This is a genomic window from Microbacterium sp. sgz311019 (genome assembly GCF_056135325.1).
In genome coordinates this window covers 39,525-55,768 of record NZ_JBWAXO010000002.1, presented here as the reverse complement: position 1 = coordinate 55,768, position 16,244 = coordinate 39,525, and the positions used below count along the sequence as shown (strand labels likewise).

General features: G+C 67.5%; 13 protein-coding genes, 1 tRNA gene, 1 other RNA gene and 1 pseudogene. 12 read left to right on the top strand and 4 right to left on the bottom strand.

Translation table 11 applies throughout. The features are described 5' to 3' along the window. Positions 1 to 58: 58 nt before the first annotated feature. An RNA gene (ffs, locus tag AC0NZN_RS03115) (signal recognition particle sRNA small type) lies at positions 59 to 155 on the bottom strand. An 88-nt stretch (positions 156 to 243) separates the two neighbouring features. On the opposite strand from ffs, the gene AC0NZN_RS03110 reads away from it, so the two are divergent. The 6 genes and pseudogenes from AC0NZN_RS03110 to AC0NZN_RS03085 all read left to right on the top strand — a co-directional run bounded on the left by AC0NZN_RS03110 (position 244) and on the right by AC0NZN_RS03085 (position 6,671). Beyond that, entirely contained in the window at positions 244 to 1,239 is a 996-nt protein-coding gene (locus tag AC0NZN_RS03110; protein WP_474590810.1) for an AAA family ATPase, read from the top strand. 27 nt (positions 1,240 to 1,266) lie between these two features. After that, positions 1,267 to 2,502 carry a DUF58 domain-containing protein gene (locus AC0NZN_RS03105; protein ID WP_474590809.1) on the top strand — a complete coding sequence of 412 codons (1,236 nt, stop codon included), beginning with the start codon at positions 1,267 to 1,269 and terminating at the stop codon, positions 2,500 to 2,502. Then, on the top strand, positions 2,489 to 4,858 hold the full coding sequence (locus tag AC0NZN_RS03100; protein ID WP_474590808.1) for a transglutaminase TgpA family protein: 2,370 nt from the start codon (positions 2,489 to 2,491) through the stop codon (positions 4,856 to 4,858). The genes AC0NZN_RS03105 and AC0NZN_RS03100 overlap by 14 nt, the downstream gene beginning before the upstream one ends. A gap of 28 nt (positions 4,859 to 4,886) precedes the next feature. Continuing rightward, positions 4,887 to 4,971: transfer RNA gene (locus AC0NZN_RS03095), tRNA-Ser, on the top strand. 155 nt (positions 4,972 to 5,126) lie between these two features. Next, a pseudogene (locus tag AC0NZN_RS03090) lies at positions 5,127 to 5,546 on the top strand (DUF1990 family protein); the annotation flags it as partial. A gap of 246 nt (positions 5,547 to 5,792) precedes the next feature. After that, positions 5,793 to 6,671: an NmrA family NAD(P)-binding protein gene (locus tag AC0NZN_RS03085; protein ID WP_474590807.1), complete on the top strand. Its 879-nt coding sequence runs from the start codon at positions 5,793 to 5,795 to the stop codon at positions 6,669 to 6,671. A 740-nt stretch (positions 6,672 to 7,411) separates the two neighbouring features. Here the strand turns inward: AC0NZN_RS03085 and AC0NZN_RS03080 are convergent. The 3 genes from AC0NZN_RS03080 to AC0NZN_RS03070 form a co-directional block, all read right to left on the bottom strand. Then, complete coding sequence (locus tag AC0NZN_RS03080; RefSeq protein ID WP_474590806.1) at positions 7,412 to 7,690, bottom strand: hypothetical protein; 279 nt, start codon at positions 7,688 to 7,690, stop codon at positions 7,412 to 7,414. Positions 7,691 to 7,976: 286 nt separating this feature from the next. Continuing rightward, positions 7,977 to 8,771 carry an ArsA-related P-loop ATPase gene (locus tag AC0NZN_RS03075; protein WP_474590805.1) on the bottom strand — a complete coding sequence of 265 codons (795 nt, stop codon included), beginning with the start codon at positions 8,769 to 8,771 and terminating at the stop codon, positions 7,977 to 7,979. A gap of 68 nt (positions 8,772 to 8,839) precedes the next feature. Beyond that, complete coding sequence (locus tag AC0NZN_RS03070) at positions 8,840 to 9,760, bottom strand: TRC40/GET3/ArsA family transport-energizing ATPase (protein WP_474590804.1); 921 nt, start codon at positions 9,758 to 9,760, stop codon at positions 8,840 to 8,842. Here AC0NZN_RS03070 and AC0NZN_RS03065 point away from each other — a divergent pair. The 6 genes from AC0NZN_RS03065 (at position 9,759) to AC0NZN_RS03040 (ending at position 15,843) form a co-directional block, all read left to right on the top strand. Beyond that, on the top strand, positions 9,759 to 9,947 hold the full coding sequence (locus AC0NZN_RS03065) for a hypothetical protein (RefSeq protein WP_474590803.1): 189 nt from the start codon (positions 9,759 to 9,761) through the stop codon (positions 9,945 to 9,947). The genes AC0NZN_RS03070 and AC0NZN_RS03065 overlap by 2 nt on opposite strands. Positions 9,948 to 10,200: 253 nt before the next feature. Beyond that, positions 10,201 to 12,489 (top strand): putative bifunctional diguanylate cyclase/phosphodiesterase, encoded by a 2,289-nt coding sequence (locus AC0NZN_RS03060; RefSeq protein WP_474590802.1) that lies wholly within the window; start codon positions 10,201 to 10,203, stop codon positions 12,487 to 12,489. A gap of 27 nt (positions 12,490 to 12,516) precedes the next feature. Beyond that, on the top strand, positions 12,517 to 13,992 hold the full coding sequence (locus AC0NZN_RS03055; RefSeq protein WP_474590801.1) for a glycosyltransferase family 2 protein: 1,476 nt from the start codon (positions 12,517 to 12,519) through the stop codon (positions 13,990 to 13,992). Next, positions 13,989 to 14,219, top strand: a complete 231-nt coding sequence (locus tag AC0NZN_RS03050; protein ID WP_474590800.1) for a hypothetical protein — start codon at positions 13,989 to 13,991, stop codon at positions 14,217 to 14,219. The genes AC0NZN_RS03055 and AC0NZN_RS03050 overlap by 4 nt, the downstream gene beginning before the upstream one ends. Positions 14,220 to 14,365: 146 nt before the next feature. Next, positions 14,366 to 14,842, top strand: a complete 477-nt coding sequence (locus tag AC0NZN_RS03045) for a cupin domain-containing protein (RefSeq protein ID WP_474590799.1) — start codon at positions 14,366 to 14,368, stop codon at positions 14,840 to 14,842. Positions 14,843 to 15,168: 326 nt separating this feature from the next. Continuing rightward, entirely contained in the window at positions 15,169 to 15,843 is a 675-nt protein-coding gene (locus AC0NZN_RS03040; RefSeq protein WP_474590798.1) for a class I SAM-dependent methyltransferase, read from the top strand. The last annotated feature ends 401 nt before the right edge of the window (positions 15,844 to 16,244 follow it).

Sequence of the window (16,244 nt, the reverse complement as noted above, 5' to 3'; positions counted from 1 at the left end):
GCGCCAGCCTACGCGGGTGGCCACGGGACGACCGGGAAAAGCAAGGAGGCCGCGGGAAAAGTAAGACTCTCCGCGAACCCGGCAGAGCCCGGTTACCCTTGCTACGTTTCCGTCCTGGGGGAGTTGGCCTGGATGCCGCCTCGCGGAGAGCTTCCGACAGTCTACCGTGAGCTCGACCCGCTCAATGACGCGCGGCATTACGATCGATTAACCGAGCGCCGACGCTCGCCCACGGGAGGGCTCATGGCAGGCACCCTGAAAAGCACCGAACCGATCACCGACGCCTCGTTCGCGCAGGCGACCAACGCGATCCTGGACGTCGTGGGGCGCGTGATCGACGGGAAGCCCGAGGCGGTGCGATTCGCTCTCACGGCGCTGCTCGCCGAGGGCCACCTGCTCATCGAGGACGTTCCCGGCGTGGGGAAGACGATGCTGGCGCGTGCGCTGGCGGCTTCTGTGGATGCGACGGTGCGCCGCATCCAGTTCACGCCCGACCTGCTGCCCGGCGACGTGACGGGCGTGAGCGTCTACAACCCCGTCGAGCACGAGTTCGAGTTCAAGCCGGGCGCCGTCTTCGCGAACATCGTGATCGCCGACGAGATCAACCGCTCCTCCCCCAAGACGCAGTCCGCCCTCCTGGAGGCGATGGAGGAGGGCCAGGTCACGGTCGACGGGCGCTCGCATCTGCTGGCGGAGCCCTTCCTCGTCGTCGCGACCCAGAACCCGCTCGAGATGGAAGGCACGTACGCCCTCCCCGAGGCGCAGCGGGACCGGTTCATGATGCGCATCTCGATGGGATATCCGGATGCCGCGGCCGAGGCCCTCATGCTCCGCCAGCGCGACACCGTCAACCCGCTCGACGAGATCCGGCCCGTCGTGTCGTCGGCGCGCGTCCTCGACCTCATCGGCTGGGTGCGCGCGGTGCACGTCTCGCCCGCCATCGAGGAGTACGCCGTGGCGCTCGCGCAGGCCACGCGCGTGCACCCCGAGCTGCGGCTCGGAGCGAGCCCCCGCGCGACGCTGCAGCTCGTGCGGGCGGCGAAGGTGCGCGCGGCACTCGACGGCCGCGGTTTCGTCATCCCGGACGATGTCACCGCTCTTCTCATCCCGGTGTTCGCGCACCGGCTCATCGCGGCGCGCGGAACCGGGGCGGCGCGCTCGCGGTCGAGCGACGGCATCGCCGAGACGCTCGAGCAGATCGCGGCATCCGTGCGGGTGCCGATCGCCTCGCGGCGCTGACGCGACGCGGGACTCCGGGGGTTCGGAATGCGGAAGGCGTGGCCACTGACGGCTCGGGGAACCGGGGCGCTGCTGCTCGCCATCCTGTGCTTCGTGGCGGCCGTGCAGCTGGGGCTCATCGAGCTCGTCTACTTCGGCGTCCTCCTCATCGCGGTCGACGTCGCCGGCTTCGCCACTCTCTACCTCGTGCGCCACAGCGAGAGCGTGACGCGCACTCTGACGCCCGACATCCCGTCGGTGGGCGGCGAGATGCGGGTCATGGTGCACATGGACGTCCGCTCCCCGCTGCCGACCGCGGCAGGGACGTGGCGCGATGCCCTGCCACGCGGCATCACCGGCGTCGCCCACGGCGGCCTCCCCGCGATCGGGTCGGGGCTCTCGGGCGGAGACCGCAAGGTGGAGTTCACGTACGCCGTGACGGTCACCGAGCGCGGCGCGCATCCACTCGGCCCGCTCTCTGTGACCACGAGCGATCCGTTCGGTCTCGCCCGCCGTGCCACGACCGTCGGCGGGCCGACGCGCGTCATCGTCGCCCCCGCCATCGTCGAGCTGCCTCCACTGTGGGATCCGGCGGGCGAGGCCGGAGGGACCACGCTCACGACCACGACCCAGCTCGGCCAGGGCGCCGACAACCTCGTCGCCCGGCCCTATGTCTCGGGCGACTCGATGCGCCGCATCCACTGGCGTGCCACCGCGCACCGCGACACGCTGATGGTCCGCCAGGAGGAGCAGGAGTCGACCCCGCAGGCGACGGTCATCCTCGAACGCGCCGCCGGCGCCTGGGGTCCGGGCGCGCAGCGGCGCCCCGGCGCCGATCCCGCCTTCGAGCTCGCGGTCACGGCCGTCGTCTCGGTCGTCGCACGGCTCGTGCGGGACGGCTATCACGTGGCGATCCGGGATGCCGACGGCACCGAGCTGTGGGATCCGATCGCCGGCGGCGACGGCGACGAGGTCTCGGCTCTCGCGACGCACTTCGCGACCCTGACCGCACGCGTGGACGACGGACGGCGTTCGCCGCTGGAGACCGCCGCCGCGATGGTCACCGGAAGCGGACCGACGGTCCTCGTCACGGGGCCGACGGGACGCGCGACGATGCACGCACCGATCGGAAGCCCCGCGCTGCTCGTGGCCGTGGGGCCGGATGCGGATGGATTCGAGGATGCCGCGGCCACCGGCTGGCGCATCGTGCTGCTGCCGCCGGGCGACGATCTGGTCGAGTCGTGGATCGCCGCGTACCGGAGGGTGGGCCGTGTCCACGCCTGAGCCGACCCGCGTCCGCGGCATCTCCCAGTGGCGCCCGCGCCCGGGAGACCTCGCCCTTGCGGGCGGCACGCTCGCCGCGCTCTTCGCCGCGATGGTCCCCCTCGCCCGGGTCATCACCCTGTCGTGGTGGGTGCTGGCAGCGCTGGTGGTGGCGACTCTCGTCTTCGCGACAGGCGTCCTGATGCGCGGGCTCCGCGTGCCGGCGGTCGGCGTGACCGTGGCGGAGGCGGTGGTCTGGGTCGCCGCGGTCACCGCGCAGTTCTTCGCGGGAACGGCGATCCTGTTCATCATTCCGACGCGCACCACCGTCGACGCCGCCTTCACGGCCGTGCAGTCGGCGCTGGACGACGTCCAGTACGGGAGCGCGCCGCTCGAACCGCGCATGGGTCTCTCCGTCGTGATCGCTGCTCTCGCCGGGCTGCTCGCGATCGTCTTCGACCACGTCGTGCTCACGGCGCGGATGCCGCTGCTGGCCTCCGTGGGCCTCATCGCGCTGTCGCTCGCGCCGGCGATCGCCGTCCCGGGCGACTTCGACCCGGCGGCTTTCGTGCTGCTGGCGATCTGCATCCTGTTCCTCATCCGCACGGACACGCAGTTGCGACGAGAACAGACGGATGCCGGCATCCCCAAGCGCGCCCTGCCTGTCACGCCCGCCCGCGCCGACCCCCGCGGCGGGCCCCCGCCGGCAAGGTCGAGCACGACGGCGATGGCCGCCAGCATCGGGGCGATCGCGCTGGTGGTCGCGCTCATCGTCACGCCGCTGCTGCCGCAACCTGCCGCCCGGGCGGGGCTCGGCGGTGCCTCGGTCTCGATCGATCCGTCACTGCGGCTCGGAAACGATCTGCGCCGCCCCATCGACACCGAGGTGCTGCAGGTCCACACATCCGGTGGATCTGCCCCCTATCTGCGAGTGGCGACCCTCTCCGACTTCTCCGGCGCCGACTGGCAGCCCGACAAGGGGCAGGCATCGCCGGTGATCCGCACGTCGAGCTTCCCGAAGGTTGACGTCGACCGCGGTGTCGCCCTCACGAAGACGACGACGCGCGTCGACATCATCAACCTGACGTCACGGTGGCTCCCGGTGCCCTACCCCGTCACAGGCGTCGCGAACCTCGGAGCCGAGTGGGCGGTGATACGCGACAACCGCACGATCGTGGGGACCGTCGACACGTCGGCAGGGCAGACGTACGGGATCACCACCCAGGTGCCGTCGCCGACGTCGGAGCAGATCCGTGCCTCCTCCGCGACGATCGTGAACGCCTCCGCGGCCGGTTCGCCCTTGACCGCCTCCGTGCCCCGCGCGGTGCCCGCGGACATCGCGAAGCTCGCCCATGACGTCACGTCGGGTGCCGCGACGGACTACGACGCCCTCCTCGATCTGCAGAACTGGTTCCGGGGTCCCGACTTCACGTACTCGCTGCTCGCGCCGCGCGCCGGCGGGTTCGACGACTCCGGGGTGAAGTCGATCGAGGCGTTCCTCCAGAAGAAGGAGGGCTACTGCATCCACTTCGCGTCGGCCTTCGCCCTGATGGCGCGCCTGCTCGGCATGCACTCCCGTGTGGTCGTCGGATACCTGCCCGGCACCGCCTCATCGCAGGTGGGTGCCGACCCCAACCTGTACACGGTCATGAGCTCGGAGCTGCACGCGTGGCCCGAGGTCTTCTTCCAGGGCATCGGCTGGGTGCAATTCGATCCGACCAAGGGTCTCGGTGTGCCGACGGCGTTCGCGGCGGCCGCCGCGCCGGGCTCCCCGGTGACGAGCACGAGCGCGCCGACCACGAACGCTCGCACGCCTACGCCGGCGCGCAATGAGGCCGGAAACAAGCTGGATGTGACGAACGGCAACTCCGCCGCCGCCGCCGCAGCTGCCGCCGTCGCCAACCCCGTGCCGTGGATCGCCGCCCTGGTCGGGCTGATGATGGCTGCAGCGATTCCGAGCGTGATCGGCGTCCTCCGGCGCCGCCGCCTGCTCACCGCCGCGCGCGAGGAGAACGCGGCCGCGGCCTGGACCTATGTGCAGGAGGCAGCGATCGACATCGGGCTCTCCGTGCCCGCGGCGGAGTCGCCCCGGTCCTTCGCCGGAAGGCTGGCGGCGCAGCATCCGGTGCCGCTCGATTCAGTCGGATTGCTGTTGGCCGCGATCGAGCGCGCCTCGTACGGACGCGGCGGTCTGCGCGGGTACTGGCAGGGCGACTCGCTGCCGGATGCGGCGGCATCCGTCCGCGTCGCACTGCTGGCCTCCGTGCCTGCGCGCACCCGCTGGCGGGCCGTGCTCCTCCCCCGGTCGCTGTTCATCCGGCCCGGCTCGGTGTACGCCGGAGCCTCCGGTTCGTCGGGTGCGCTCGCCGCAAGGTAGGATGGTCGGCGGCCCTCCGGGGCTCCCAGGAGGATTCGCCTAGTGGCCTATGGCGCACGCTTGGAAAGCGTGTTGGGTGCAAGCCCTCGGGGGTTCGAATCCCCCATCCTCCGCTCTTGTTCTGCCTAGAAAACACTGGGATCGCGACCCCTGTGAAAGTCGCGTGGCACACGTACTGGCACAGTATGGATCGCATTGCGTGCGGCGCCGCCCCAGTCCGACCGCCTGAGCCCGAGGCTACTCTGCGACAGCGAGCGCTGGAACAGGTCGCGCGGAGGTCACGGCGGTCATCGGGCGTGGGGTTGCAGCTTGGGAACGTGCGAGTCGCGATGTCCTGTTGTGGCGGGTCAAGACCGCGAGCGGCTTCAACGTGGACAGTGGGCCTGTCACGCCTGGACAGACGCTGGTCATCACCGCACGAGTCCTCGGCATCCGAATCAGCGAACCAGTGCAGGTTGTCGCCGTCGTCGCTAAGGAAGACCGGGTCGGCTTCGCTTACCAGACGCGGCTGGGCCACCCGGTCGACGGTGAGGAAGCTTTCATCGTGCATCGTGACGGCGACATCGTTTCCCTCACCGTGCGATCACTGACTAGACCGGCACTCCAGCAACCCTGGCGACTGCTCTATCCAGCACTCCGCGTCGCACAGACGATTGCAAAGAAGCGCTACCTCCGCGCCCTCCAATAAACCGGAACCAGCCACCCGCCGGCCGATCCGCTCCCGGGCATTGCTTGGTGGAGGCGCTCCCGTACGGATCCTGGCGCGCTCGTTCGCCGTCCATTACCGAGCACCGTTGGCCCCTCCATCGGCGGGCGCCTGTCGTCAGAAATCGCTGGGCGCGGGCAGGCCTTTCGATACTCGCCCCGTGACTGCGCCGCCGTCCGGGGACGGTGACTGTTGCCGCGGCGCTGTGAGCGACGGTTTGATACCGTCATGACGACCGCAGCAGAATCGCATTCCGGAGGTGCCACCTCCCTCCCCTCTCTCGCTGTCACCGGGGTGACCGGAACGGTTGGCCGGCTCACTGCGGAGGCATTGGCCGACGCGGGAGTCCCCTTCCGGATGCTTGCCCGAGACCCGGTCCGAGCACCGCGACTGCCGGGCAGCGCCGTGCTTCAGGCCGCATACGCCGACGCCGATGCGGCGCGCTCGGGCCTCGAGGGCGTAGCGGTGCTCTTCATGGTCTCAGCCGCCGAGAACGAGAATCGGCTGGCTGAGCAGGTGACGTTCGTCGACGCCGCCGCAGCGGCAGGCGTCAGGCACATCGTCTACACATCGTTCTTCCGCGCGGCACCGGATGCCACCTTCATCATGGCTCGAGACGATTACGCGACCGAGCAGAGAATCCGAGAGACGGGGATGACGTTCACGTTCCTCCGCGACAACCTCTACCTCGACTTCGTGGACGGGATGGTCGGTCAGGATGACGTCATCCGCGGTCCTGCGGGCGAAGGCCGCGCCGCGATGGTCGCGCGAGCCGATGTCGCCCGCGTCGCCGCGCGAGTGCTGCAGGACACGGACTCTCACGCCGATGTCACCTACGATCTGACAGGTCCGGAGGAATTGACGATGGCGGAAGTCGCAGAGGTGCTCTCCAGCCGGCTCGGCCGCGCCATCTCATTCCACGATGAGACCCTCCCCGAAGCTTACGAGTCACGCAAGCACTGGAAGGCGCAGCAGTGGCAGTACGACGCCTGGATCTCCAACTACGCGGCCATCGCGGCAGGCGAGCTCGCCGGAGTGACCGACGACGTCCAGCGCGTGACCGGGCGACAGCCTCTGTCGCTCTCCCAGTTCCTGGAGTCGCGTTAACGATATTGGGAGTCTCGCAGGCGACGGTTGACTGGACACCGCCAACTTCGTCAGACCCGCTCGGCTCATTTGACGCCGCCGGGTGGGGGTCGGTTTACGCGACGCCGTTCCTGTCTAGCCACAGTTCAAGGTCGGTCAGTTCGTCCCTGATCTTCAGTCGCTCGTGTGGCGTGAAGCGTCTCACCTGGAGGGAAAGGACGGCGTCAGCTGCGATCGGGCTGAGCTCGAGCGCCCTCTGCACCGCACGTCGAAGCTCCTGAGTGTCGCCTTCGACTTCCGAGCAAACCTGGACAAGCTCTCCGAGGCCATCCAGCACCTTGACGTAAGCCGCGAGGATCTCGCGGCGAGCGAGCGTTCCGGATCGCGACCTGTTCCGCAACGGCCCTCACGCTGGGGATGAATGTCCGCACAGCAGATGAACGACCATCGATGCGCGGTGCCCCAGCGATGCTCCCCGTTCAGCGATCGGCGCGGTGCTTCGTCAGCGCGACATTCCAACCCGCGGTACTGAGGGCATCGGCGACGCTGCCTCCCGCGAGAAAGCCGGCGGCGAGACCGCTGAACTGTGCCGAGCAGTCATCGCACAGAACACGCGTGGATGTCTTGTGTCCCGCTCCGCGCAGCCGTGCGCGGCATTGATCGCAACGACCGTTCATGCTCGCAGTCTCGCGGCCCCGGCCCACCGCGTCAATATGCTTCAGTCCGTGCGTTGAGTCCTCGGCGACCGGACATCGGCGGGTTCACGGGCTGTCCTCGCCGAGCCGTCGGTCAATGTCGGCCAGCGCGTCCCGGATCTTCTGTCGCTCGCCTGGCGTGAACCGTCTCACCTGGAGGGACAGGACCGCATCGGCCGCGAACGGGCTCAGCCCGAACTTCTCCTGCACTGCCTGTCGCAGCTGCGCACCGTCACCCTCGACCGCGGCGCACACCTCGACGAGCTCACCGAGTCGGTCCAGCACCTCGAGATACGCAGTGTGAATCTCGCGATTCATCAGCTCGTTCTCACGATCGGCAGCCATCCTCTCACGCTACCGGTACCCTTCGACCGCAGATGGAACTCGCTTGCCGATGCAGTCTCGGCTCCTCAGGCGCCGATGGTGGTGACGGTGCTGTAACGGTCGGGGCAGTCCCGGACAATACAGGTTGTGAACGATCCGGACCGGTCGGAGCGGGCGCGGTGGGAGCGCGCGCGTGCGGAAGATGGCGACTCGTTTGGTCGTATCTTCGATCTGCAGTTGCGGCGCCCGCGACCGCTTGATGCGCGCGTATCGGAGAACAGCCGCAGAGCGTCGGCTGGAGGATCGCCTATTCGGCAGCATCCAGACTTTCCCGCGGAGAGGACGAGGCCTCGGTGAGGGCAGCCAGCCGGATCTGCCCGACGGGATCCTCGGGCTGCATCGGCACGATCGCCAGACGCGATGCGTGGGAGCCCACTCGGGCGATGGGGTCCAGCTCGTTCCGCGCGCGCGTCCGCAGAAACGGCGAGCGCGGCTTAGCGGCGGCAAGGGAGTTGTTGACGACCCACGCCCACGGCTGGATGCCGGCGCGGCGAAGGTCGTCCGCGAGCTCTTCGGCTTCCAGCACCGGCGTGGTCTCCGCGTTGGTGATGAGGATCACCTTCGTGAGGCTCTGATCGCGCAGCCGCATGAGCGGTGTGATGAGGGACATCCCGTCGCCCATCTGCCGGGTGATCTCCTGGTGGTAGGAGCCCGTGGCATCCAGAAGCAGGAGCGTGTGCCCTGTGGGCGCGGTGTCGAGGACGACGAAGGTGCGCCGGGCCTGCGAGATCGCGCGCGAGAACTCGTGGAACACGGCGATCTCGTCATTGCACGGTGACATGAGGTCCTCTGCCAGCGCGGCTCGCGCATCCTCGTCGAGGTCTTTTCCTTTGGACGCCATCACCCGGGACCGATAGGCCTGGATCGCTGCTTCCGGATCGATCCGCGAGACGGTCAGGTTGTCGACAGCGGAGTTGTCCAAGGTCTGCGCGAGATGCGCAGCCGGGTCGGTGGTGGTCAGCAGCACCGGATGCCCTCGTTCGGCGAGGCGGACGGCGATGGCCGATGCGATGGTCGTCTTGCCGACGCCGCCCTTCCCCATGCACATCACCAGCCCATGGCCGTCCCGGTCGATCTCGTCGACCAGCGCCGACAGAGGTGCTTCCGGGATCAGCAGGTCGGGCCCGGCATCCGCTGTCGGTGAGAGCGGCGGCGCGGGGCTGAAGAGGGCGCGTACGCGTCCACCCCGATCACGTTGTCGGGCTTGAGATCGATCACGTCCCTGGGGAGCGCGGCGACGCGCGCCGGCATATCGGCGAGTGCGGCGGACTCGCGCTGATGAACCGCGAGGGTCAGAGCATCGTCATCCGCCGTCTTCGGCATGACGCCGTTGACGACGACATGACCGCCGAGAATGCCGATCTCGTGGAGTTCCCGGAACGTGCGATCGAGCTCGGACAAGGCAGAACGCTGCGCACGCGTAACGAGCACGAGCCGGGTGCGCTGCGCATCGGCCAGCACTCGGACCGCGTTGGCATACGCCGACTTGTGCCGCTCGAGTCCGGACAGCGGTCCGAGGCAGGTCGCCTCGCCTCCGGCGGTGAGGAACTCGCTCCAGGAGCCCGGGAGCTGGAGCAGCCGGATGGTGTGGCCGGTCGGGGCGGTATCGAAGATCACGTGATCGTAGGAGGCGGATTCCTCGTTCTCGGAGAGCAGGTCGGTGAACTCGTCGAACGAGGCGATCTCGGTGGTGCACGATCCCGACAGGCTCTCGCGCACGCCGTCCAGTTCGGCATCCGGGAGACTGCCGCGCAGGGGGCCGATGATCCGCTCCCGGTAGGCCTCCGCCGCGGCCGCCGGATCGATCTCCAGCGCCGACAGCCCCGGAACGGCCGTGACCGGGGTGATGCTGTTGCCGATAGTCAGGCCGAAGACCTGGCCGATGTTGGAGGCCGGATCGGTGCTGACCAGGAGCACCGCTTTGCCCCGATCCGCCAGTGTGACGGCGCTCGCGCAGGCCACCGACGTCTTGCCCACGCCCCCCTTGCCAGTGAAGAACAGGAATCGCGGCACATCTTCGAGGAACTTCATGGCACTCCCATCCTCAGCGGTGCTCCCCGCATTCTCCCCGGACGAAAGTGTGCTGTCAGCCCTCGGCGTGTACAGCCAGTTCATCGCGCAAGTCGCGACGCATCGTTCAGATGATCACTTGCCTGATTTCTCGCTGATGTGGTGCGGTGGGTCCGGCGTCTCCGGCGAAATCCCGCCGAACTGCTGATCGCGGCGATCGCAGGCGTGGTCACGCTCATGATTCTTGGCTGCAGACCCACGCGCACGCGAGGTCCCACCGGTTAGCCGACTCTGGACTCAAGCCCGGGGTACGCTCGCGGCATGAGCGTCCGCACGATTCTCGCGAGCCTTCGCCTGGAGTCTGGCGGGGAACCAGGCTGTAGTGGTTGCCGTGATTGGCAAGGCGTGGCGGTGGTGGGCGACCCTCGTGCGCTGATCGGACCGACTCGCGAGGTGAGTGCGTGAACGCGATCGGTCAGCGCTCGCGAGCGTGGTGGATGTTCTTAGTGGTCTGCTGTGTCGGAATCGTTCTCTACCAGGTGGCGGCGAGCGGTGTGGTGGGCGATCTGGTCTACGTCGGTGTGGGGCTGGCCAGTGCAGGCGCGATCGTGGCCGGTGTGCATCGGAACCATCCGTCTGTGCCTTCGGCGTGGTACCTGATGGCGGGGGGTCTCTTCTTATCCTCGGTGGCCGACGGGATATTCAGCTGGATCGCCCGCGTGCAGGGCCAGGACCCTTTTCCGAGTGTCGCTGACGTCTTCTATTTGGCGGCATACCCGTTCTTTGCCGCGGGCTTGGTTCTCTTGATCCGCGCTCGTCGGCCTCTCCGTGATCTTGCAGGGTTCCTCGACAGCGCGATCCTCACGGTCGGGTTGGGGCTGCTGGTGTGGGTGCTGCTGGCGGCGCCGACGATCGCGATCCACCAGGAGTCGTGGCTGGCTGCCGCGGTATCGGCGGCCTACCCGATTGCAGACATCGTTCTCCTCGGGATGCTGATCGGTCTGATCACGGTTCCCGGTAGCCGGAGTGCCTCGCTGACGCTCTTGGTGCTTGCCGTCGTCATGCTTATCGTGGTGGACCTTGCCGCTGTGCGGTTGAATCTGCTGAGCGCGCCCCGCACCAGCCTCGACGCCTTGTGGCTCGCATCCTACGCGCTGTGGGGCGCGGCAGCGCTGCATCCCTCGATGCGTACCCTGTCGGAGCGGGCCGTTGAGGTGGGCATCGAGTTCACCGGTGGGCGATTGGCGGCGCTCGCACTTGCGACTTTCGTCGCGCCCGTGGTTCTCATCATTGAGCACCTGTCCGGCGTGCCCATTGACGGCTGGCCGATCGGCATTGCAGCGCTGGTCATGTTCGCCCTGCTGATCGCGCGCATGAAGGTTGCGATCGATCAGATCGCGGACGCAAATCGGGAACGAATCAAGGCGCAGGGCGCGCTGGCCTATCAAGCGGCCCATGATGCGCTCACCGGCCTGCCGAACCGTGCGCAGGCGTTGCAGTTGATCACCGCAGCCCTGAGCGGGGCGTCGCGTGCGGGCGACAGGGTCGCGCTGCTGTTCCTCGACCTGGACGGTTTCAAGCGGGTCAACGACACGTTGGGCCACGGGGCCGGCGACGAATTGCTCCGGCTGGTGGCCAGGCGCCTGCGCGGGAACATCCGCGCCGGCGATGTCGCCTGCCGGCTGGGCGGGGACGAGTTCGTGATTCTGCTGGCTCCGTTGACCCAAGAGGCGGACGCCGTCGCCGTCGCGGACCGGCTTGTACCGATCCTGTCCGCACCCGTTACGGTCGCGGACGGGGAGACGGTCGCCATCGGTGCCTGTATCGGCGTGGCGTTCAGCCAAGGCCACGACACGGATGCTGATGCGCTGTTGAAGGAGGCGGACGCGGCGCTGTATCGGGCGAAGCGATCCGGGCGTGGCCGGGTCGCGGTCTTCGACGCCGAGATGCGGCGGGAGTCGCACGCCCGGACGGCGATGGAGCGTGATCTGTCACGCGCCATCGAGGCGGATCAGCTGGTCGTGCAGTACCAACCGATCATCCACTTGGCCTCGGGGGGTGTGCAGGGTTTCGAGGCGCTTGTCCGCTGGCCTCGGGACGGGAGGCTGCTGCCGCCGTCAGAGTTCATACCGATCGCCGAGCAGTCCGAGCTCGTCTGCGATCTGGGGGCGTGGGTGCTTCGCCGAGCCACGCGACAGCTCGCCCAGTGGAACGAGCACTCGGACTCGCCTTGGCTCGCGGTAGCGGTAAACATCTCCGGGCGTCACATCTCCAGGCCACGGGTGTTGGCGGAGGTGCGTGAGGCGGTGGGCGCCGCCGGGATTGAGCCGGCTCAACTCATCCTGGAGATCACTGAGACCGTGTTGATCGACGATTCCATCGCCGTGAAGCACCTCGATGAGTTACGCCGGGACGGAATCGCGATCGGCATCGACGACTTCGGCACCGGATACAGCTCGATTGCACGGCTCGAGGAGTTCCCGATAGACATCCTGAAGGTCGACCGGCGCTTCACGGACACCACCACGTCTGCGCAAAGGCTGCTACGGATGATCGTCGAGACGGGGGACGCATTGGGTCTTCGCGTGGTAGCCGAAGGGGTCGAAACGGAGGATCAGGTGGCGCTGCTGCGGTCGGTCGGCTGTGAGTCGGCGCAGGGCTTTCTGCTGGGCCGTCCGCTGGATCCTGACGGGATCGCTGTGCCCGAGCAGCGAAATGCGCCCCGTCTTGCGAGGGCTGGCAGACAGTAGGAGCTACCCCGTGCTGCCCGATATATTTTGCTCACAGCATCCTGCGACGGCCAGGAGAGACGGAAAATGAGAAGGTTCGAGCATTTCGTCGGCGTTGCTCTCATCGGTCTTGCGCTCCTCGGTGCAGCGCTGGTCGGCCTGGCCGCCTTCGCCACCATGCAGAATCCCGCGGGGTGGGACACGCCGACGACGGTGTACATCTTGGGCATGTGGGAGGTGATGTACTCCCCCTCGCGACCGCCAACCAGTGTGATCGTGGCGGGAGCCGGTTTTGCGCTGCTCGTCGCCGCTGTCGTCGCGTTGATCGAGCGCCGGGTCACCACACGCGCCCGCACGAGTGACGACTGGGAGGGGATGCCGCTCGCGCCCAAGCGGGTGATGGCGGAGACCCGCGGAATCTACGCCGGCCCGGTGACAGTGACGGTGCTGATCCCGGCCCACAACGAAGCCGGCTGCATTGCGGACACCATCGCCTCGTTGTACACACAGTCTCACCCGCCCGCGCGCATCATCGTCGTCGCCGACAACTGCACCGATGACACCGTCTCGCTCGCCCGGGCAGCGGGAGTCGAGGTGTTCGAGACCATCGCGAACACAAAGAAGAAGGCCGGGGCGCTCAACCAGGCGTTGCCGGCCGTGCTAGCCGGCCTCGGCGCCAACGACACGGTCATGGTGATGGACGCGGACACGACCCTGGACCAGGGGTTCCTGGCCGCAGCCATCCAGCGGCTCACCGATGATCGGGCACTGATGGCTGTCGGTGGATTGTTCTACGGCGAAGAGGGCGCAGGCCTCCTCGGCCAGTTCCAGCGCAACGAGTACACCCGCTACGCCCGCGAGATTCGCCGCAGGCGGGGACGGGTCTTCGTGCTCACAGGCACCGCGTCGATCTTCCGCCCCCGGGCGCTGCAAGCGGTTGCCGACGCACGTGGCACTTCTATCCCCGGAGTGCGGGGAGATGTGTACGACACCCTCGTTCTCACCGAGGACAACGAGATCACCCTGGCCATCAAGTCGCTGGGTGGGCTGATGATCTCACCCGCACATTGCACGGTCGTCACCGAGGTGATGCCGACCTGGCGTGCGCTGTGGGTGCAACGGCTGCGCTGGCAGCGCGGAGCAGTCGAGAACCTCGGCAGCTACGGATATCGTCCCCCCGTGGTTCGCTACTGGGCCCAGCAGCTCGGCATCGGCTACGGAGTTGTCGCAATCGCGGGCTACCTGCTGCTTCTACTGCTCATGATCCTCGCGCTGGACAACTGGATCTGGTTCCCGTTCTGGATCATCGTCGGACTGATCTTCGTCCTGGAACGGCTCGTCACTGTATGGCGGGGAGGCTGGCGTGCCCGACTCCTCGCCGCGACCCTCTTTCCCGAGCTGACCTACGCGATCTTCCTCAACCTCGTCTACGTCAAGGGCATCCTCGACATCGCCATAGGCCGAAAAGCGAGTTGGGGAAACGTCGCACAGCAGCCACTGGCCAAGGCAGAGGACGACCGATGATCGCAACGATTGGCGCAGTTCCGGGAGGTGTGCTGCTGCCCGTGGAGCTGCTCACGACTCCCGCCTTCCAGTTTCTCGCCGCGTTCGTCGCAATCAACACGATCATGTACGCAGCACTCGCCGTGGCGAAGATGCTGCCCAAGCTGTATCTCAGCGACCTCGTACCCCGACGCGGTCGTCGCCGAGAGTCCCGGAGTATCAACCCGAATGAGCCGCTTGAGCCATGAGCAAAGGAAGCGTGCACGCTGGCACTTTCGCGGGCGCGCACAGCTGGCTGTGCGCGGCCGAACTCTCGTGAAGGGCGCCATATCGGCGGCCGCCCGGCGTACGCTGAGGCTGCCGGTGTGGCCGGCTTACGGGAGGGATGGGGACGATGGACATCACTGACAACGGCCCTGAGCCGAACATCTTCGACATCGATCTGGCAACACGCGAGAACGGCAACTACCGCACTGTGGCGTGGAGTGGGAAGTACCTGCAGGTGACACTCATGTCGATTCCGGTTGGCGAGTCGATCGGCCTCGAGGCGCATCCCGAGACCGACCAGTTCCTGCGGATCGAAGCGGGGAGGGGCCGGGTCCTGATGGGGTCGGCCGCCGAGAATCTGGCCGTTCGGAAGGACGTGTCGGAGGGCTGGAGCATCCAGGTCCCCGCAGGCACATGGCATGACGTCCTCAACACGGGCGATGAGCCGCTGCGTCTCTACACGGTGTATGCGCCCGTGCACCATGCTGCCGGCGTCGTTCAGGCGACCAGCGCAGATGCGGAACGCGACGAGGAGTCGGGCGCCGACAAGCCCCCGGTGTGGAGTGCCGAGCCCGACACCACCGCGGCTGACAAGCACGCCTGAGGCGACCCGGCACACCACTGCGCCTCGGTGTCGCACGTGGGTCGCGCTCGGGGCGGGAGCAACTCTCCTGGCGGTGGTGCTAACCGGATGCGCGGCGCCGGGCGTCTGGTTTCATCCGTCGAAGCCACGATCTCGATCGCCGCATCGCGCACGTGTCCGCCTCGCTCGTGGCGCATTCCAAGCCACGAACCTCTCGTTCTTCAACCGGTTCCAGAACACCTTCACACGCGTGGCACCGTCGGCCTCGAGCGGGCTCGATGCGATGCCTCGTCCGGTTCCGCCGGATCCGCGAAGCAGTCTCGCTCCGGCGACATATACTTCAGCGCGTGAACCGGGTGACGATGCGACTCCTCGGCAACCTGAGTCGATTCAACGCGGCCCACCCCTGGTCACACAACGAGGCGTATTCAGCGTGGATAATCCGCCATGGAAAGGCAGTGCATCGACAAGGTGGTCATCGGGCGCTTGACGTCGGTTGCGGAACAGGGCGTTTGCTCAAGCAGCTCGCCGAGGTCCTGCCCGACGTCGTCGGGTTAGAGCCCGACGACGCGACCGCCGCCCGTGCGCGCACCACAGTCGCGGAGGTGAACAACGCCACTGTGCTCAACGCACCGTTCGATCCTTCTGTGTTCGACCGAGGGAGCTTCGACCTCGTGACATTCGTGGCCGTGCTTCACCATCTGCCGCTCGCTCGGACGCTGGAGGCAGCGCGAAACCTGCTGAAGCCCGGTGGTCGTCTGGTCATTGTCGGGCTTGCTCGCGATGCCCCGCCCGATCTTCCCTGGGCTGTGACATCAACGCTTCTCAACCCGGTGGTGGGGCTGATCCGTCACCCGCATCGCGCGATCACTGTCCCGGAGAGCATGACAGCGCCCACCTCGGAACCGGCGGAGACGTTCGATCAGATCGCAACCATCGCCCGCGAGGCCCTCCCAGGAGTCGAGATGCGTCGAGGCATGTTCTGGCGTTACACAGCTGTCTGGGTCAACGGAGTCGACTGACGGAAGCGGCGGAAGTTCGGACGGGATCACGCCCTCTCGCCGCACGATTGGTGTCGCGCCGTTGCGGGTGCTCCGAGGGGTGGCCAGCCGCTCGAGCACGTCGACGTGGGAGAACATCGAGAACGCCATCCCTTTCATCGAATCGCTCGACAGGATCAAGGTCGTGTCCACCTCTCTCCACGCAAAGAAGGGGCGCGCGTCCCTCTGGAAGCTCTGGCCAGACATCGCCCGGGGGCTGGTCAAGGACTCACCCGATCGAACGCACGCAGGAGGATGCTGGTCCCGTCGGGGGGTCTGTCGAGATACTTGCGTGTGGGGGTCGGCGTCATCGGCACAGCGTGAGCTGAGCAGGAAGACGAGTCGCGATTCTCGGCGTGCGGAAACACCGCGTGTAACCGAAT